The organism is Aeromonas sp. 84A (assembly GCF_051919345.1).
Lineage (GTDB): Bacteria > Pseudomonadota > Gammaproteobacteria > Enterobacterales > Aeromonadaceae > Aeromonas > Aeromonas veronii.
On sequence record NZ_JBQBEW010000001.1, the window covers coordinates 615303 to 630000 of the forward strand.

29 protein-coding genes (1 of these 29 running past the window's edge) are annotated in these 14698 nt (G+C 53.2%); 28 read left to right on the forward strand and 1 reads right to left on the reverse strand.

The window, feature by feature from the left end; genetic code table 11:
* Position 1: 1 nt before the first annotated feature.
* On the reverse strand, positions 2 to 916 hold the full coding sequence (locus tag ACTG20_RS02885) for a DMT family transporter (RefSeq protein WP_194494821.1): 915 nt from the start codon (positions 914 to 916) through the stop codon (positions 2 to 4).
* 356 nt (positions 917 to 1272) lie between these two features.
* Here ACTG20_RS02885 and rpsJ point away from each other — a divergent pair, with 356 nt between their 5' ends.
* The 28 genes from rpsJ to rplQ all read left to right on the forward strand — a co-directional run.
* Positions 1273 to 1584, forward strand: coding sequence for a 30S ribosomal protein S10 (gene rpsJ / locus ACTG20_RS02890; protein ID WP_005307944.1), 312 nt, complete (start codon positions 1273 to 1275; stop codon positions 1582 to 1584).
* A gap of 22 nt (positions 1585 to 1606) precedes the next feature.
* Entirely contained in the window at positions 1607 to 2239 is a 633-nt protein-coding gene (rplC, locus tag ACTG20_RS02895; RefSeq protein ID WP_005340620.1) for a 50S ribosomal protein L3, read from the forward strand.
* A 17-nt stretch (positions 2240 to 2256) separates the two neighbouring features.
* Positions 2257 to 2862: a 50S ribosomal protein L4 gene (rplD, locus tag ACTG20_RS02900; protein ID WP_005340616.1), complete on the forward strand. Its 606-nt coding sequence runs from the start codon at positions 2257 to 2259 to the stop codon at positions 2860 to 2862.
* On the forward strand, positions 2859 to 3161 hold the full coding sequence (gene rplW / locus ACTG20_RS02905; RefSeq protein WP_005307955.1) for a 50S ribosomal protein L23: 303 nt from the start codon (positions 2859 to 2861) through the stop codon (positions 3159 to 3161). The genes rplD and rplW overlap by 4 nt, the downstream gene beginning before the upstream one ends.
* A 15-nt stretch (positions 3162 to 3176) precedes the next feature.
* On the forward strand, positions 3177 to 3998 hold the full coding sequence (rplB, locus tag ACTG20_RS02910) for a 50S ribosomal protein L2 (RefSeq protein WP_005340614.1): 822 nt from the start codon (positions 3177 to 3179) through the stop codon (positions 3996 to 3998).
* Positions 3999 to 4020: 22 nt separating this feature from the next.
* Positions 4021 to 4299 carry a 30S ribosomal protein S19 gene (rpsS, locus tag ACTG20_RS02915; protein ID WP_005307960.1) on the forward strand — a complete coding sequence of 93 codons (279 nt, stop codon included), beginning with the start codon at positions 4021 to 4023 and terminating at the stop codon, positions 4297 to 4299.
* Between the two features lie 10 nt (positions 4300 to 4309).
* The gene (gene rplV, locus ACTG20_RS02920) at positions 4310 to 4654 is read left to right on the forward strand and encodes a 50S ribosomal protein L22 (protein ID WP_005319741.1); all 345 of its coding nucleotides are present in this window, start codon (positions 4310 to 4312) and stop codon (positions 4652 to 4654) included.
* Positions 4655 to 4657: 3 nt separating this feature from the next.
* Positions 4658 to 5371, forward strand: a complete 714-nt coding sequence (gene rpsC / locus ACTG20_RS02925) for a 30S ribosomal protein S3 (protein ID WP_005307962.1) — start codon at positions 4658 to 4660, stop codon at positions 5369 to 5371.
* Between the two features lie 13 nt (positions 5372 to 5384).
* Positions 5385 to 5798 (forward strand): 50S ribosomal protein L16, encoded by a 414-nt coding sequence (gene rplP, locus ACTG20_RS02930; protein ID WP_005340612.1) that lies wholly within the window; start codon positions 5385 to 5387, stop codon positions 5796 to 5798.
* A complete protein-coding gene (gene rpmC, locus ACTG20_RS02935; RefSeq protein ID WP_005307965.1) occupies positions 5798 to 5989 on the forward strand; it encodes a 50S ribosomal protein L29 in 192 nt (63 codons plus the stop codon). The genes rplP and rpmC overlap by 1 nt, the downstream gene beginning before the upstream one ends.
* The gene (rpsQ, locus tag ACTG20_RS02940; RefSeq protein WP_005307966.1) at positions 5989 to 6237 is read left to right on the forward strand and encodes a 30S ribosomal protein S17; all 249 of its coding nucleotides are present in this window, start codon (positions 5989 to 5991) and stop codon (positions 6235 to 6237) included. Before rpmC ends, rpsQ begins: the two co-directional genes overlap by 1 nt.
* A 147-nt stretch (positions 6238 to 6384) precedes the next feature.
* Complete coding sequence (gene rplN, locus ACTG20_RS02945; RefSeq protein ID WP_005307975.1) at positions 6385 to 6753, forward strand: 50S ribosomal protein L14; 369 nt, start codon at positions 6385 to 6387, stop codon at positions 6751 to 6753.
* 11 nt (positions 6754 to 6764) lie between these two features.
* Entirely contained in the window at positions 6765 to 7082 is a 318-nt protein-coding gene (gene rplX / locus ACTG20_RS02950) for a 50S ribosomal protein L24 (protein ID WP_005307977.1), read from the forward strand.
* A 13-nt stretch (positions 7083 to 7095) separates the two neighbouring features.
* Positions 7096 to 7635, forward strand: coding sequence for a 50S ribosomal protein L5 (gene rplE / locus ACTG20_RS02955; protein ID WP_005331162.1), 540 nt, complete (start codon positions 7096 to 7098; stop codon positions 7633 to 7635).
* Between the two features lie 10 nt (positions 7636 to 7645).
* Positions 7646 to 7951 (forward strand): 30S ribosomal protein S14, encoded by a 306-nt coding sequence (gene rpsN, locus ACTG20_RS02960; protein ID WP_005340609.1) that lies wholly within the window; start codon positions 7646 to 7648, stop codon positions 7949 to 7951.
* A 21-nt stretch (positions 7952 to 7972) separates the two neighbouring features.
* Entirely contained in the window at positions 7973 to 8365 is a 393-nt protein-coding gene (rpsH, locus tag ACTG20_RS02965) for a 30S ribosomal protein S8 (RefSeq protein ID WP_005307980.1), read from the forward strand.
* A 13-nt stretch (positions 8366 to 8378) separates the two neighbouring features.
* On the forward strand, positions 8379 to 8912 hold the full coding sequence (gene rplF / locus ACTG20_RS02970; RefSeq protein WP_139739779.1) for a 50S ribosomal protein L6: 534 nt from the start codon (positions 8379 to 8381) through the stop codon (positions 8910 to 8912).
* Between the two features lie 9 nt (positions 8913 to 8921).
* The gene (gene rplR, locus ACTG20_RS02975; RefSeq protein WP_005340606.1) at positions 8922 to 9275 is read left to right on the forward strand and encodes a 50S ribosomal protein L18; all 354 of its coding nucleotides are present in this window, start codon (positions 8922 to 8924) and stop codon (positions 9273 to 9275) included.
* A gap of 14 nt (positions 9276 to 9289) precedes the next feature.
* Positions 9290 to 9790 (forward strand): 30S ribosomal protein S5, encoded by a 501-nt coding sequence (gene rpsE / locus ACTG20_RS02980; RefSeq protein WP_005340605.1) that lies wholly within the window; start codon positions 9290 to 9292, stop codon positions 9788 to 9790.
* A 6-nt stretch (positions 9791 to 9796) separates the two neighbouring features.
* Complete coding sequence (gene rpmD, locus ACTG20_RS02985; protein ID WP_005307985.1) at positions 9797 to 9976, forward strand: 50S ribosomal protein L30; 180 nt, start codon at positions 9797 to 9799, stop codon at positions 9974 to 9976.
* Positions 9977 to 9978: 2 nt separating this feature from the next.
* On the forward strand, positions 9979 to 10416 hold the full coding sequence (gene rplO / locus ACTG20_RS02990; RefSeq protein WP_005340604.1) for a 50S ribosomal protein L15: 438 nt from the start codon (positions 9979 to 9981) through the stop codon (positions 10414 to 10416).
* Between the two features lie 8 nt (positions 10417 to 10424).
* Positions 10425 to 11753 carry a preprotein translocase subunit SecY gene (gene secY, locus ACTG20_RS02995; protein WP_005340602.1) on the forward strand — a complete coding sequence of 443 codons (1329 nt, stop codon included), beginning with the start codon at positions 10425 to 10427 and terminating at the stop codon, positions 11751 to 11753.
* A 27-nt stretch (positions 11754 to 11780) separates the two neighbouring features.
* On the forward strand, positions 11781 to 11894 hold the full coding sequence (gene rpmJ / locus ACTG20_RS03000) for a 50S ribosomal protein L36 (protein ID WP_005319705.1): 114 nt from the start codon (positions 11781 to 11783) through the stop codon (positions 11892 to 11894).
* Between the two features lie 139 nt (positions 11895 to 12033).
* Positions 12034 to 12390 carry a 30S ribosomal protein S13 gene (rpsM, locus tag ACTG20_RS03005; RefSeq protein ID WP_005307991.1) on the forward strand — a complete coding sequence of 119 codons (357 nt, stop codon included), beginning with the start codon at positions 12034 to 12036 and terminating at the stop codon, positions 12388 to 12390.
* A 14-nt stretch (positions 12391 to 12404) separates the two neighbouring features.
* Positions 12405 to 12794, forward strand: coding sequence for a 30S ribosomal protein S11 (gene rpsK, locus ACTG20_RS03010; protein WP_005307993.1), 390 nt, complete (start codon positions 12405 to 12407; stop codon positions 12792 to 12794).
* A gap of 39 nt (positions 12795 to 12833) precedes the next feature.
* Positions 12834 to 13454, forward strand: coding sequence for a 30S ribosomal protein S4 (gene rpsD, locus ACTG20_RS03015; RefSeq protein WP_005340600.1), 621 nt, complete (start codon positions 12834 to 12836; stop codon positions 13452 to 13454).
* Between the two features lie 25 nt (positions 13455 to 13479).
* Positions 13480 to 14469: a DNA-directed RNA polymerase subunit alpha gene (locus ACTG20_RS03020; protein WP_005307997.1), complete on the forward strand. Its 990-nt coding sequence runs from the start codon at positions 13480 to 13482 to the stop codon at positions 14467 to 14469.
* Between the two features lie 43 nt (positions 14470 to 14512).
* A protein-coding gene (rplQ, locus tag ACTG20_RS03025; RefSeq protein ID WP_005307999.1) for a 50S ribosomal protein L17 crosses the window boundary here: on the forward strand, positions 14513 to 14698 show its 5' portion. The gene runs 198 nt beyond the window's last position; only the first 186 of its 384 coding nucleotides appear in the window; its start codon is at positions 14513 to 14515; the stop codon falls past the right edge of the window.

The window sequence follows — 14698 nt, forward strand, 5'->3', positions numbered from 1 at the left end:
GTCAGCTCTTTGTTTCGACTGATGCACGATAGCGTTTGCCGTACTTGAGCTGCTGGATCAGCAGGGCGGCAACGATGAGCGCCAACCCGATGGGGGTGGCCGGATGGATGGCTTCGCCGATCAACAGGTTGAGCAGTACCAGTGAGGCAAACGGCGAGATGAAGATGAGGTTGCTGATGGGGGCCGTGTTGGTGGCATGGCGCAGCGCCATCAGCCAGAGCACAAAACCGAAGCCCATTTCGAACAGTCCCACATAGATGGCACCAGCCCATCCCTGCCAGGCGGTCATGGCAAAATCGGAGAGCAACCAGGTCGCCACGACGATAAAAGGCAGGCTGATCATAAAGCCGAGCAACAGGCTGACAATGGGATCGCCCTGATTGCGGGTGTTGAGGATCCAGTAGCTGGCCCAGATGAGGGTCGAGACCAGCGCCAGCGTCACGCCGAGGGGGCTGTCGAACTGCAGGGCGAATACATCCCCTCTGGTGGCGATCACCAGCGCGCCAAAATACCCCAGCACGATAGCGACGCCATCACGCCGACGCAGCTTCTGGCCGAGGAAGGGGACGGCCAGCAGACTGAGGGTAATGGCCCATGTGTAGTTGAGGGTCTGTGCCTGCTGGGCAGGAAGCAGGTCATAGGCCTTGAACAGCAACAGATAATAGAGAAAGGGGTTCAGCACGCCCAGAGTCAGGTAGTAGAAAGGGCGGGCCTTGATGTAGCTTCCCAGCAGCGGCAGTTTGCCCTGTTTGGCGACGACGGCTGTCAGCGTGAGAGTCGAGGTGAAGGCGGCCACAAGCAACAGTTGCACAGGTTCGAAATAGGCGAGGGAGATCTTGAAGGCTGTGGCGACCGTCGACCAGAGGGCAACGGCGCAAAGGCCATACTGATAGGCTTTCTTTTGATCTTTGAGCATGGGATGTCGTTCCACTGACAGAGGCAAGCACACAGTCTACCAGTCTGCTTGTAACATTGTCGTTACCTGGGTGTTGGCAGCAGAGTGCGTTGCCGCAGGCGAGATCCATCTGTCACATAAAACTGCGCATAATCTGTTCGCTCTCCCTTGCGCAAATTTGAAAAATCCGTATAATCCCCTCCGCTTACCCATGAGGTAAGCCAGACGATATGTCTGCTGCTGAGTTTCCTGTTTACAGGAGCCAGCCATACAGTCCTCCCGATATGGGGGGAAACGTGAAAAATCACACCTCTGGCGGGAGCAATCTCGGTCGGATGGTGTTGATTTATGTTCTTTTATCTATTGGAGCTCTGTCAATGCAGAACCAAAGAATCCGTATCCGCCTGAAGGCTTTTGATCATCGCCTGATTGATCAATCCACTGCGGAAATCGTTGAAACTGCTAAGCGCACTGGCGCGCAGGTTCGCGGTCCTATTCCGCTGCCGACTCGCAAAGAGCGCTTCACCGTCCTGATCTCCCCGCACGTCAACAAAGATGCGCGTGATCAGTACGAGATCCGCACTCACAAGCGTCTGGTAGACATCGTTGAGCCGACTGACAAGACCGTAGACGCCCTGATGCGTCTGGATCTGGCAGCTGGTGTAGACGTCCAGATCAGCCTGGGTTAATTACGGAAAGAGGTTGATAACAATGACAATCGGTCTTGTAGGTCGCAAAGTGGGTATGACTCGCATCTTCACTGAAGATGGCGTTTCTATCCCGGTGACTGTTATCGAAGTTGAAGCTAACCGTGTAACTCAGGTCAAATCTGTAGAAACCGACGGCTACAACGCTATTCAGGTTACCACTGGCGCCAAGAAAGCCAGCCGTGTGACCAAGCCGGAAGCTGGCCACTTCGCCAAAGCTGGTGTAGAAGCCGGTCGCGGTCTGTGGGAATTCCGCCTGAACAACGGTGAAACTTTCACTGTTGGTAGCGAGCTGAAAGTAGATCTTCTCGCTGACGTTAAGCTGGTAGACGTTACCGGCACATCCAAAGGTAAGGGCTTTGCTGGTACTGTTAAGCGCCACAACTTCCGCACCCAGGATATGACCCACGGTAACTCCTTGTCTCACCGCGTTCCGGGTTCTATCGGTCAGAACCAGACTCCGGGTCGTGTATTCAAGGGCAAAAAGATGGCTGGTCACATGGGTGCTGAGCGTGTAACGACTCAGAACCTGGAACTGGTTCGTGTTGACGCTGAACGCAACCTGCTGCTCATCAAAGGTGCAGTACCGGGTGCAACCAACGGCAACGTGATCGTCAAACCTGCCGTCAAAGCGTAACGTCTGAGGAGATAGTAATGGAATTGGTAATGAAAGACGCCAAGAGCGCTCTTGAAGTTTCCGAGACTACCTTCGGGCGCGAATTCAACGAAGCTCTGGTTCACCAGGTCGTCGTTGCATATGCCGCTGGTGCCCGTCAGGGTACTCGTGCGCAGCTGACTCGCTCTGAAGTGTCTGGTGGCGGCAAAAAGCCGTGGCGTCAGAAGGGTACTGGTCGTGCCCGTGCTGGCTCCATCCGTTCGCCCATCTGGCGTTCCGGTGGTGTGACTTTTGCTGCTAAGCCGCAAGATCACAGCCAGAAAGTAAACAAGAAGATGTACCGCGGCGCTATCCGTAGCATTCTGTCCGAGCTGGTACGTCAAGAGCGCCTGATCGTTGTTGAGAAGTTCGGCATCGAAGCTCCGAAGACCAAAGAACTGATCGCCAAGCTGAAAGAAATGGAACTGACTGACGTTCTGATCGTGACTGCTGAAGTCGATGAGAACCTGTTCCTGGCTGCTCGCAACCTGTACAAAGTTGACGTGCGTGACGTTGCCGGTATCGACCCGGTCAGCCTGATCGCTTTCGACAAGGTTCTGATGACTGCTGACGCAGTTAAGCAAATCGAGGAGATGCTGGCATGATCCGTGAAGAGCGTCTGCTGAAAGTTCTGAAGGCTCCGCACATCTCTGAAAAGAGCACCATGGTTGCAGAAAAGCAGAACACTATCGTGTTCAAAGTTGCTGTTGATGCTACCAAGGCGGAAGTCAAAGCTGCAGTTGCGAAACTGTTCGAGGTCGAAGTTGAGACCGTCCGTACCCTGAACATGAAGGGTAAGACCAAGCGCGCAGGTGCACGCGTAGGCCGTCGTTCCGATTGGAAAAAGGCTTATGTGACCCTGAAAGCTGGTCAGGACATCGACTTCATGGGCGCAGCCGAGTAAGAGGAGTTCTCAAAAATGGCAATCGTTAAGTGCAAGCCTACTTCTCCGGGCCGCCGCCACGTCGTCAAGATCGTCAATCAAGAGCTGTACAAGGGCAAGCCCTTCGCCGCTCTGCTGGACAGCAAAAGCAAGTCCGGTGGTCGTAACAACAACGGCCGTATCACTACCCGTCATATCGGTGGTGGTCACAAGCAGCACTACCGTATCGTCGACTTCAAGCGCGACAAAGACGGTATCCCGGCTAAAGTAGAGCGCCTGGAATACGATCCGAACCGTACCGCTAACATCGCTCTGGTGTTGTATGCAGACGGTGAGCGTCGTTACATCCTGGCTCCGAAAGGCCTGAAAGCTGGTGACGCGATCGCTTCTGGTGCTGATGCAGCCATCAAGGTAGGTAACGCCCTGCCGATGCGCAACATCCCGGTTGGTTCTACCGTTCACGCTGTAGAGATGAAGCCTGGTAAAGGTGCCCAGCTGGCTCGTTCCGCTGGTACTTTCATCCAGATCCTGGCTCGTGAAGGTAACTATGTAACTCTGCGTCTGCGTTCCGGCGAAGTACGTAAAGTTCTGGCCGAGTGCCGCGCTACCATCGGTGAAGTCGGTAACTCCGAGCACATGTTGCGTCAACTGGGTAAAGCCGGTGCAAACCGCTGGCGTGGTATTCGTCCGACCGTTCGCGGTATGGCGATGAACCCGGTTGACCACCCGCACGGTGGTGGTGAGGGTCGTAACAAGGGCATGCAGCCTGTGTCCCCATGGGGCCAGAAGGCTAAAGGCTTCAAGACCCGTAAGAACAAGCGTACCGACAAGTACATCGTACGTCGTCGTAACAAGTAATTGTTAACATAGAGGAATCACCATGCCACGTTCTCTCAAGAAGGGTCCATTTATTGACCTGCACTTGCTGAAGAAGGTAGAGAAAGCGGTGGAAAGCGGGGATAAAAAGCCGGTTAAAACCTGGTCCCGTCGTTCAATGATCATCCCGAACATGATCGGTTTGACCATCGCTGTCCATAATGGTCGTCAGCACGTTCCGGTTTTCGTTACCGAAGAAATGATCGGTCACAAACTGGGTGAATTCGCACCGACTCGTACTTATCGCGGCCATGCTGCTGATAAGAAGGCTAAGAAGCGCTAAGGGATAAATGATGGAAGCTATCGCTAAACACCGTTATGCCCGTACTTCTGCCCAGAAAGCTCGTCTGGTAGCCGATCAAGTACGTGGTCTGTCCGTAGACAAGGCTCTGAATATCCTGACCTTCAGCCCGAAAAAGGCTGCTGTGCTGGTTAAGAAAGTGCTGGAATCTGCCATTGCAAACGCTGAGCACAACGAAGGCGCCGACATCGACGCGCTGCGTGTTGCTACTATCATGGTCGACGAAGGTCCCTCCATGAAGCGCATCCGTCCGCGTGCCAAAGGTCGTGCGGATCGTATCCTCAAGCGTACCGCTCACATCACTGTAGTGGTATCCGACGCTAAGGCTGGGAGATAAGCAATGGGTCAGAAAGTACATCCTAATGGCATTCGCCTGGGTATTACCAAGCCTTGGAATTCTACCTGGTTCGCGAACACCAAAGACTTCGCTGACAACCTGTACAGCGATTTTCAAGTACGCCAGTTCCTGACCAAGGAACTGAAAAACGCGTCCTTGTCCAAGATCACCATTGAGCGTCCGGCCAAGAGCATCCGTGTGACCATTCACACCGCTCGTCCGGGTGTTGTAATCGGTAAGAAAGGCGAAGACGTTGAGAAGCTGCGCAAAGCTGTAGCCACTATTGCTGGCGTGCCTGCTCAGATCAACATTTCCGAAGTCCGCAAGCCGGAGCTGGATGGCAAACTCGTTGCCGACAGCATCACTTCCCAGCTGGAGCGTCGTGTAATGTTCCGTCGTGCTATGAAGCGCGCCGTACAGAACGCAATGCGACTGGGTGCCAAGGGCATCAAAGTGGAAGTTTCCGGTCGTCTGGGCGGCGCTGAAATCGCGCGTACCGAATGGTACCGTGAAGGTCGTGTGCCGTTGCACACCCTGCGTGCCGACATCGACTACGCAACTTCTGAAGCCCACACCACTTACGGTGTGATCGGCGTTAAAGTTTGGATCTTCAAGGGCGAAGTTCTGGGCGGTCTGGCTGCTGTTAACGCTGCCGCTGCTCAAGAGCAAGCTCCTGCAAAGCCCAAGCGTGACAACAAGCGCCGCGCTGCTAAGTAAGGAGATTCGGTAAATGTTGCAACCTAAGCGTACTAAATTCCGCAAGACCCATAAGGGTCGTAACCGCGGTCTGGCCACCTCTGGTAACGAAGTATCCTTCGGTACCTTTGGCCTGAAGGCGACATCCCGTGGTCAACTGACTGCTCGTCAAATCGAAGCAGCCCGTCGTGCCATGACCCGTCACGTTAAGCGTCAAGGTAAGATCTGGATCCGTGTGTTCCCGGACAAGCCCATCACCGAAAAGCCCCTCGAAGTTCGTATGGGTAAAGGTAAGGGTAACGTGGAATACTGGGTTTGCCCGATCCAGCCTGGCAAGGTTCTGTACGAGATGGACGGTGTACCTGAGGCTCTGGCGCGTGAAGCGTTTGCCCTGGCCGCAGCTAAGCTGTCTGTTCAGACCACTTTCGTAATTAAGACGGTGATGTGATGAAAGCCCAAGATCTGCGTCAAAAGAGCGTCGAAGAACTGAACCAGGAGCTGCTGGGCCTGCTGCGTGAGCAATTCAACATGCGCATGCAAGCGTCCACCGGCCAGCTGGCTCAGACTCACACTCTGAAACAAGTGCGTCGTGACGTCGCACGTATCAAGACTGTACTGACTGAGAAGGCAGGTGCGTAATGACTGACAAGATCCGTACTCTGCAAGGTCGTGTAATCAGCGACAAGATGGACAAGTCCATCACTGTTGCTATCGAGCGCAAGGTAAAGCACCCGATCTACGGTAAGATCATCAAGCGCACTACCAAGCTGCACGTGCATGACGAAAACAACGAGTGCAAAGCTGGCGACCTCGTGGAAATCCGCGAATGCCGCCCGCTGTCCAAGACCAAGTCCTGGACCCTGGTTGCCGTTGTAGAAAAGGCCTAATCGGTACTTTGTAGTCCAAGCGGCCCCTTTCAGGGGCCGTTTGTTTTTTAGGCTACCTTTTCTGAAAATCCTGTGTTATAGTTTCGCGCCTTTTGAAGGCAGCCAGATCCCATTAGGGATAAGAAGTAAACAAAGCGGAGCACTAAGATGATCCAGATGCAAAGTATGCTGGGTGTTGCCGACAACTCCGGCGCTCGCAGTGTAATGTGTATTAAGGTTCTGGGTGGCTCGCACCGCCGTTACGCCGGCATCGGCGACATCATCAAGGTTTCCATCAAGGAAGCCATTCCTCGCGGTAAAGTGAAGAAAGGTGATGTGTATAACGCGGTGGTCGTACGCACCCGTAAAGGCGTTCGTCGTCCGGACGGCTCTGTCATCCGTTTCGACAACAATGCGGCTGTGTTGCTTAACAACAACCAACAGCCAATCGGTACTCGTATTTTTGGCCCGGTGACCCGTGAACTGCGTAATGAGAAGTTCATGAAGATTGTGTCCCTGGCACCCGAAGTACTGTAAGGAGTCGAACGATGGCAGCTAAAATCCGTCGCGAAGACGAAGTGATTGTTCTTACCGGCAAAGACAAGGGCAAGCGTGGCAAAGTCACTCAAGTCCTGATTGCAAAAGGTAAGGTAATCGTGGAAGGCATCAACCAGGTGAAGAAACACCAGAAGCCGGTACCCGCACTGGGTCAGGCTGGCGGTATCGTCACCAAAGAAGCCCCCATCGATGTATCAAACGTAGCGCTGTTCAACTCTGCCACTGGCAAAGCTGACCGCGTTGGTTTCCGGATTGAAGACGGCAAAAAAGTCCGTTTCTTCAAATCCACCGGCGAACTTGTGAAGTAATTGGAGTTTAACGATGGCGAAACTGCATGATTACTACAAATCCGATGTAGTAAATGAACTGTCCAAGCAGTTCGGTTACAAGACTATCATGCAAGTCCCTCGGATCGAGAAAATCACCCTGAACATGGGTGTTGGTGAAGCGATCTCTGACAAGAAATTGCTGGAAAATGCTGCTGCCGATATGGCTGCCATTTCCGGTCAGAAGCCGCTGATCACCAAAGCTCGCAAATCTGTTGCGGGCTTCAAGATTCGTGAAGGCTACCCGATAGGTTGTAAAGTAACCCTGCGTGGCGAGCGTATGTGGGAGTTCCTGGAACGGCTGATCTGCATCTCCGTACCGCGTATCCGTGACTTCCGTGGCCTGAACGCTAAAGCGTTCGACGGTCGTGGTAACTACTCCATGGGCGTGCGTGAGCAGATCATCTTCCCGGAAATCGACTATGACAAAGTCGATCGCGTCCGTGGTCTGGATATCACCATCACCACTTCCGCGAATACCGATGAAGAAGGCCGTGCTCTGCTGGCTGCCTTTAACTTCCCATTCCGCAAGTAAGGTTAGGGTTATGGCTAAAACATCCATGAAAGCGCGCGAAGCAAAGCGTGCCAAGCTGGTAGCCAAGTACGCGACCAAGCGTGCCGAGCTGAAAGCTATCATCGTTGACATGAACGCTTCTGAAGAAGCGCGTTGGGATGCTGTACTGCAACTGCAACAGCTGCCCCGTGATTCCAGTCCGTCCCGCCAGCGTAACCGTTGCAATATTACTGGTCGTCCGCACGGTTTCCTGCGCAAGTTTGGCCTGTCTCGCATCAAGGTGCGTGAGCATGCCATGAAGGGCGAAATTCCGGGCCTGAAGAAGGCTTCTTGGTAACGAATCTCGGGAGTTAGACTTATGAGCATGCAAGATCCGATCGCGGATATGCTGACCCGCATCCGTAACGGTCAGGCGGCGAGCAAAGTTGCGGTTTCCATGCCTTCTTCCAAGCTGAAAGTGGCTATCGCCAAAGTGCTGAAAGAAGAAGGTTACATCGCTGGCTACTCCGTAGCTGGTGACGTGAAGCCGGAACTGGAAATTGAACTGAAATATTTCCAGGGCAAGCCAGTTGTAGAACTGATCCAACGCGTAAGCCGTCCAGGCCTGCGTATTTACAAGCGCACTACTGATCTGCCGAAAGTTATGGGCGGTCTCGGTGTTGCTATCGTGTCCACGTCTAAAGGTGTGATGACTGACCGTGCTGCTCGCAAAGCAAGCATGGGCGGTGAGATCATCTGCTACGTCGCTTAATAGGAGGTAGGAAATGTCTCGTGTTGCTAAGGCACCCGTCACTATTCCTGCTGGCGTAGAGGTGACTCTGAACGGCCAGGAACTGACCATCAAAGGTGGTAAAGGTTCTCTGGTTCGCTCTATTCACGCCGGTGTAGAAGTGACCAAAGAAGACAATGTACTGAAGTTCGCCCCGCGCAGCAGCATCGCTGGTGCTGACGCTCAGGCCGGTACTGCCCGTGCATTGGTCAACAACATGGTAATCGGTGTTACCCAAGGCTTCGAGCGCAAGCTGCAGCTGGTTGGTGTAGGTTATAAAGCCTCCATCAAGGGCAATGCTGTTGCGCTGGCTCTGGGCTTCTCTCACCCGGTAGAGCATGCGCTGCCGGCTGGTGTGACCGCTGAGTGCCCGACTGCTACAGAAATCGTTCTGCGTGGCGTCGACAAGCAGCTGGTTGGCCAAGTCGCCGCCGATATCCGTGCTTACCGCGCTCCGGAGCCCTACAAGGGCAAGGGTGTACGCTATGCCAACGAGCAAGTGCGTACTAAAGAAGCTAAGAAGAAGTAAGGTAACACTATGGACAAGAAAGCAGCTCGTCTCCGTCGTGCTACTCGTGCTCGGAAAAAGATGCAGGAACTGGGAGCTACCCGTCTGGTTGTTCACCGTACCCCGCGTCATATCTATGCGCAGGTTATTGCAGCCAACGGTTCCGAAGTTCTGGCCTCTGCTTCCACAGTAGAGAAAGCCATCAGTGAAGCTCTGAAATACACCGGTAACGCAGATGCTGCTACCGCTGTAGGTAAGGCTATCGCTGAGCGTGCTATTGCCAAAGGCGTTCAGAACGTATCTTTCGATCGTTCCGGTTTCAAGTATCACGGTCGCATCGCTGCCCTGGCAGCTGCCGCACGTGACGCTGGTCTTCAGTTCTAAGCTAGGAGTCGAAGATGGCTAAAGTCGAATCTCAAGCCGGCGAACTGCAAGAAAAGCTCATTGCAGTAAACCGTGTTTCGAAAACTGTTAAAGGTGGTCGTATCATGTCCTTCACCGCGTTGACCGTGGTGGGTGATGGTAACGGCCGTGTAGGTTACGGTTACGGTAAAGCCCGTGAAGTTCCGGCTGCTATTCAAAAAGCAATGGAACAGGCTAAGCGTAACCTGAACAAGGTTGAGTTGAACAACGGCACTCTGCACCACCCGGTGCGTGGTGTTCACTCTGGCTCCACCGTGTTCATGAAGCCGGCCTCCCAAGGTACTGGTATCATTGCAGGCGGCGCTATGCGTGCTGTTCTGGAAGTTGCCGGTATCCACAACGTGCTGGCCAAGACCTACGGTTCCACCAACCCAATCAACGTTGTTCGCGCTACTGTAGACGCTCTGGTTCACGGTCAATCACCGGAACAGATCGCTGCCAAGCGTGGTCTGCGCGTTGAAGAAATTCTGGGGTAATGCGACATGGCTAACACTGTAAAAGTAACTCAAACTCGCAGCTCTATCGGCCGTCTGCCAAAGCACAAGGCGACTCTGCGTGGTCTGGGTCTGCGTCGCATTGGTCACACCGTTGAGCTGGAAGATACTCCTTGCGTACGCGGCATGATCAACCAGGTTTATTACATGGTTAAGGTGGAGGGCTAAGCATGCGTCTGAACACTCTGTCTCCGGCCGCTGGTTCCAAGCCTGAAAAACAACGTCGTGGTCGTGGTATCGGCTCCGGCCTGGGCAAGACTGGTGGTCGTGGTGTTAAAGGCCAGACCTCTCGTTCCGGTGGCGGTAAAGTCCGCAACGGTTTCGAAGGCGGCCAGATGCCTTTGAAAATCCGTCTGCCGAAGTTCGGTTTCTTCTCTCGCAAATCTTTGGTTTCTGCCGAAGTGCGTCTGAACGAAATCGCCCTGGTAGAAGGTGATGTGGTCGACCTGAGCACTCTGAAGCAAGCCGGTGTTGTTACTAAGAACATCGTGTTCGCTAAAGTTGTTCTGTCAGGCAACATTGACCGTGCTGTGACCGTTCGTGGTCTGTCCGTCACCAAAGGTGCACGCGCAGCCATCGAGGCCGCTGGCGGTAAAATCGAGGAATAATCAGTACAATGGCTAAGAAACCAGGATTGGATGTTAAAGCACAGGGTGGTCTGAGTGAACTGAAGAGCCGTCTGCTCTTCGTTCTCGGGGCGATTATCGTTTTCCGTGCAGGCTCTTATGTGCCGATTCCTGGTATTGACGCCGCCGTACTGGCCGAGTTGTTCCAGCAACAGAAGGGCACCATCATTGAGATGTTCAACATGTTCAGTGGTGGTGCACTCTCGCGTGCTTCTATTCTTGCGTTGGGGATCATGCCGTACATTTCGGCGTCGATCATTATCCAGCTGCTGACAGTGGTTCACCCCGCTCTTGCTGAACTCAAGAAAGAAGGTGAATCCGGCCGTCGCAAGATTAGCCAATATACCCGTTGGGGCACGCTGGTTTTGGGAACTTTCCAGGCCATTGGTATTGCAACCGGTCTGCCGAATATGATGCATGGACTCGTGACTAATCCGGGTCTAGGATTCTATTTCACAGCGGTTGTGAGTCTGGTCACCGGTACCATGTTTTTGATGTGGTTGGGTGAACAGATTACCGAGCGTGGGATTGGTAATGGTATCTCGTTGATTATTTTCACAGGTATCGTTGCTGGTCTGCCGCATGCCATTGGCGCTACGGCCGAACAGGCACGTCAAGGGGAATTGCACATCCTGCTGTTGTTGTTGCTGGGCTTGATTGTTTTCGCAGTGACTTACTTTGTGGTGTTCGTGGAGCGTGGTCAGCGTCGTATCGTCGTTAACTATGCCAAGCGTCAACAAGGCCGCCAGGTATTTGCCGCGCAAAGCACACACCTGCCGTTGAAAGTGAATATGGCTGGTGTGATTCCTGCGATTTTCGCATCCAGTATCATCCTCTTCCCGGGGACCATTACCTCCTGGTTTGGTCAGGGTGAGGGTAAAGTAGCTGATATCCTGCAACAGGTCTCTATGGTCCTGCAGCCGGGTCAACCGCTTTACGAGATGCTGTATGCAGCAGCCATTATCTTCTTCTGCTTCTTCTATACCGCGCTGGTGTTCAACCCCCGCGAGACAGCAGATAATCTGAAGAAGAGTGGAGCCTTTATCCCGGGGATTCGCCCGGGCGAGCAGACAGCACGTTACATCGATAAGGTTATGACTCGCCTGACATTGGCAGGTGCGCTCTATATAACCTTTATCTGTCTGGTACCCCAGTTCTTGATGACTGCCTGGAACGTACAGTTCTACTTCGGTGGCACTTCGCTGCTGATTATCGTGGTAGTTATCATGGACTTCATGGCTCAGGTACAAACCCATATGATGTCTCATCAATATGGCGACGTCCTGAGGAAGGCCAACCTGAAGGGCTACGGCCGCTAAAGGTCGGCGTAGTTACGGAGTTAAGCAATGAAAGTTCGTGCTTCCGTTAAGGCAATCTGCCGTAACTGCAAAATCATCAAGCGTCACGGTGTGGTGCGTGTGATTTGCAGCGAGCCAAAGCATAAACAGCGCCAAGGCTAATTTTTTACGGTTAGTACTTGCAACAAATAGTTGTGCTGGCTAATATAGCCAGCCAACTTTTGTTGTGTATTGGTTGACCGCCACGTATCCGCTCACGGGCTTTGTGGTGGTCGTAATCTACTATATGTAGGAGTGAATAGTGGCCCGTATCGCTGGCATTAACATTCCTGACCATAAGCATGCAGTCATCGCTTTGACTGCGATTTATGGCGTCGGTCGTACCCGCTCCAAGGCCATCTGTGCCGCAGCCGGTATCGCTGAGAATGTGAAAATTAAAGACCTGGACGAAGCTCAGATCGAGAGTCTGCGTGAACAAGTAGGTAAATTCACCGTTGAAGGTGACCTGCGTCGTCAGATTTCCATGAACATCAAGCGATTGATGGATCTGGGTTGCTACCGTGGTTTGCGTCACCGTCGTAGCCTGCCTGTTCGTGGTCAACGTACCAAGACCAACGCTCGTACCCGTAAGGGTCCGCGCAAGGCTATCAAGAAGTAACGGGAAGGTAGAAAATGGCTAAAACTCCGACTCGTGCTCGCAAGCGCGTTAAAAAGCAAGTGAGCGACGGTATTGCGCACGTTCATGCATCTTTCAACAACACAATCGTGACCATTACTGACCGTCAGGGCAATGCTCTGTCTTGGGCTACTTCTGGTGGTTCCGGTTTCCGTGGTTCTCGTAAGTCCACCCCGTTCGCTGCTCAGGTAGCTGCCGAGCGCGCTGGTGAGATGGCCAAAGAATATGGCGTCAAGAACCTGGAAGTCATGGTCAAAGGTCCGGGTCCCGGTCGTGAGTCTTCCATCCGCGCCCTGAACGCGGCTGGTTTCCGCATCACTAACATTACTGATGTGACTCCGATCCCGCACAACGGTTGTCGTCCTCCCAAGAAGCGTCGCGTATAACGCTGTAGCTACTTGGTCTAGGATTGTTGGAGAAAGAAGATGGCAAGATATATCGGTCCTAAGCTTAAGCTTAGCCGTCGTGAGGGCACCGACCTCTTCCTGAAGTCAGGTGTTCGTGCGATTGATTCTAAGTGCAAGATTGACACCGCCCCTGGTCAGCACGGTGCGCGTAAAGCGCGTCTGTCGGACTACGGTGTTCAGCTGCGCGAGAAACAAAAAGTTCGTCGTATCTACGGCGTATTGGAAAAACAGTTCCGCAACTACTACCGCGACGCTGCCCGTCAAAAGGGTAACACCGGTGAAAACCTGTTGCAGCTGCTGGAAGGTCGTTTGGACAACGTTGTTTACCGTATGGGCTTCGGCGCTACCCGTGCTGAATCTCGTCAGCTGGTGAGCCACAAGGCCATCATGGTTAACGGTCGCGTTGTGAACATTCCTTCTTTCCAGGTTTCCCCTGAGGACGTGATCTGCGTTCGTGAGAAGGCTAAGAAGCAAGCGCGTATCAAAGCTTCCCTGGAAGTTGCTGGTCAGCGTGAGAAGCCGACTTGGGTAGAGGTTGACGCCGCTAAAATGGAAGGTGCTTTCAAGCGTCTGCCAGAGCGTTCCGACCTGTCTGCCGACATTAACGAACAGCTGATCGTCGAGCTTTACTCCAAGTAAAGCTAGCTTCTAAAGAGAGGACACAATGCTGGGTTCTGTAACAGATTTTCTTAAACCGCGGCTAGTTGACATCGAGCAAGTTAGCCCGACTCATGCGAAAGTGACTCTTGAGCCACTCGAGCGTGGCTTTGGTCACACGCTGGGCAACGCCCTGCGTCGTATTTTGCTGTCATCTATGCCCGGTTGTGCAGTTACTGAAGTCGAAATTGACGGGGTACTGCATGAGTACAGCAGCAAAGAAGGTGTACAGGAAGACATTCTTGAAATCCTGCTCAACCTGAAAGGTATCGCTGTGAAGCTGGAAGGCAAGGACGAGGTAACTCTGTCCCTGACCAAGTCTGGAACAGGCCCCGTTACCGCTGGTGATATCACTCACGGTGATGAAGTCGAGATCGTAAACCCGGAGCACGTAATCTGCCACCTGACAGGTGCCAATGCTGAAATCAGCATGCGCCTGAAAGTTCAGCGCGGTCGTGGTTATGTGCCTGCTTCTGCTCGTGTTCACAACGATGATGAAGAGCGTCCTATTGGTCGCCTGCTGTTGGACTCCGCGTTCAGCCCCATCGTTCGTATTGCCTACAATGTTGAGGCAGCACGTGTGGAACAGCGTACCGACTTGGACAAGCTGGTCATCGACATGGAGACCAATGGTACCCTGGATCCTGAAGAAGCCATCCGTCGTTCTGCCACTATTTTGGCCGAGCAACTGGAAGCCTTCGTGGATCTGCGCGATGTCAGCGTGCCCGAGAAGAAAGAAGAGAAACCCGAGTTTGATCCGATTCTGCTACGTCCTGTCGATGATTTGGAGCTGACAGTTCGTTCTGCGAACTGTCTGAAGGCAGAAGCTATCCACTATATTGGTGATCTGGTACAGCGTACCGAAGTTGAGTTGCTTAAGACTCCTAACCTCGGTAAGAAGTCCCTGACTGAGATCAAGGACGTGTTGGCCTCCCGTGGTCTGTCTCTTGGCATGCGCCTTGAGAACTGGCCGCCCGCCAGCATCGCTGACGAGTAATCCAGATTACGGGTTTCACAGATTTAGTTAGAAGGATAAGGTCATGCGCCATCGTTTGAGTGGTCGTCAACTGAACCGGAACAGCAGCCATCGTCAGGCAATGTTCCGCAACATGGCCAGCTCCCTGGTTCGTCATGAGATCATCAAGACGACTCTGCCCAAGGCAAAAGAGCTGCGTCGTGTAGTTGAACCGCTGATCACCCTTGCCAAGACTGATAGCGTTGCTAAT

What these genes read in the sequence shown, in the direction of transcription:
- ACTG20_RS02885 (WP_194494821.1), bottom strand. Translation starts at nt 916, where the DNA reads ATGCTCAAAGATCAAAAGAAAGCCTATCAGTATGGCCTTTGCGCCGTT.
- rpsJ (WP_005307944.1), top strand. Translation starts at nt 1,273, where the DNA reads ATGCAGAACCAAAGAATCCGTATCCGCCTGAAGGCTTTTGATCATCGC.
- rplC (WP_005340620.1), top strand. Translation starts at nt 1,607, where the DNA reads ATGACAATCGGTCTTGTAGGTCGCAAAGTGGGTATGACTCGCATCTTC.
- rplD (WP_005340616.1), top strand. Translation starts at nt 2,257, where the DNA reads ATGGAATTGGTAATGAAAGACGCCAAGAGCGCTCTTGAAGTTTCCGAG.
- rplW (WP_005307955.1), top strand. Translation starts at nt 2,859, where the DNA reads ATGATCCGTGAAGAGCGTCTGCTGAAAGTTCTGAAGGCTCCGCACATC.
- rplB (WP_005340614.1), top strand. Translation starts at nt 3,177, where the DNA reads ATGGCAATCGTTAAGTGCAAGCCTACTTCTCCGGGCCGCCGCCACGTC.
- rpsS (WP_005307960.1), top strand. Translation starts at nt 4,021, where the DNA reads ATGCCACGTTCTCTCAAGAAGGGTCCATTTATTGACCTGCACTTGCTG.
- rplV (WP_005319741.1), top strand. Translation starts at nt 4,310, where the DNA reads ATGGAAGCTATCGCTAAACACCGTTATGCCCGTACTTCTGCCCAGAAA.
- rpsC (WP_005307962.1), top strand. Translation starts at nt 4,658, where the DNA reads ATGGGTCAGAAAGTACATCCTAATGGCATTCGCCTGGGTATTACCAAG.
- rplP (WP_005340612.1), top strand. Translation starts at nt 5,385, where the DNA reads ATGTTGCAACCTAAGCGTACTAAATTCCGCAAGACCCATAAGGGTCGT.
- rpmC (WP_005307965.1), top strand. Translation starts at nt 5,798, where the DNA reads ATGAAAGCCCAAGATCTGCGTCAAAAGAGCGTCGAAGAACTGAACCAG.
- rpsQ (WP_005307966.1), top strand. Translation starts at nt 5,989, where the DNA reads ATGACTGACAAGATCCGTACTCTGCAAGGTCGTGTAATCAGCGACAAG.
- rplN (WP_005307975.1), top strand. Translation starts at nt 6,385, where the DNA reads ATGATCCAGATGCAAAGTATGCTGGGTGTTGCCGACAACTCCGGCGCT.
- rplX (WP_005307977.1), top strand. Translation starts at nt 6,765, where the DNA reads ATGGCAGCTAAAATCCGTCGCGAAGACGAAGTGATTGTTCTTACCGGC.
- rplE (WP_005331162.1), top strand. Translation starts at nt 7,096, where the DNA reads ATGGCGAAACTGCATGATTACTACAAATCCGATGTAGTAAATGAACTG.
- rpsN (WP_005340609.1), top strand. Translation starts at nt 7,646, where the DNA reads ATGGCTAAAACATCCATGAAAGCGCGCGAAGCAAAGCGTGCCAAGCTG.
- rpsH (WP_005307980.1), top strand. Translation starts at nt 7,973, where the DNA reads ATGAGCATGCAAGATCCGATCGCGGATATGCTGACCCGCATCCGTAAC.
- rplF (WP_139739779.1), top strand. Translation starts at nt 8,379, where the DNA reads ATGTCTCGTGTTGCTAAGGCACCCGTCACTATTCCTGCTGGCGTAGAG.
- rplR (WP_005340606.1), top strand. Translation starts at nt 8,922, where the DNA reads ATGGACAAGAAAGCAGCTCGTCTCCGTCGTGCTACTCGTGCTCGGAAA.
- rpsE (WP_005340605.1), top strand. Translation starts at nt 9,290, where the DNA reads ATGGCTAAAGTCGAATCTCAAGCCGGCGAACTGCAAGAAAAGCTCATT.
- rpmD (WP_005307985.1), top strand. Translation starts at nt 9,797, where the DNA reads ATGGCTAACACTGTAAAAGTAACTCAAACTCGCAGCTCTATCGGCCGT.
- rplO (WP_005340604.1), top strand. Translation starts at nt 9,979, where the DNA reads ATGCGTCTGAACACTCTGTCTCCGGCCGCTGGTTCCAAGCCTGAAAAA.
- secY (WP_005340602.1), top strand. Translation starts at nt 10,425, where the DNA reads ATGGCTAAGAAACCAGGATTGGATGTTAAAGCACAGGGTGGTCTGAGT.
- rpmJ (WP_005319705.1), top strand. Translation starts at nt 11,781, where the DNA reads ATGAAAGTTCGTGCTTCCGTTAAGGCAATCTGCCGTAACTGCAAAATC.
- rpsK (WP_005307993.1), top strand. Translation starts at nt 12,405, where the DNA reads ATGGCTAAAACTCCGACTCGTGCTCGCAAGCGCGTTAAAAAGCAAGTG.
- rpsD (WP_005340600.1), top strand. Translation starts at nt 12,834, where the DNA reads ATGGCAAGATATATCGGTCCTAAGCTTAAGCTTAGCCGTCGTGAGGGC.
- ACTG20_RS03020 (WP_005307997.1), top strand. Translation starts at nt 13,480, where the DNA reads ATGCTGGGTTCTGTAACAGATTTTCTTAAACCGCGGCTAGTTGACATC.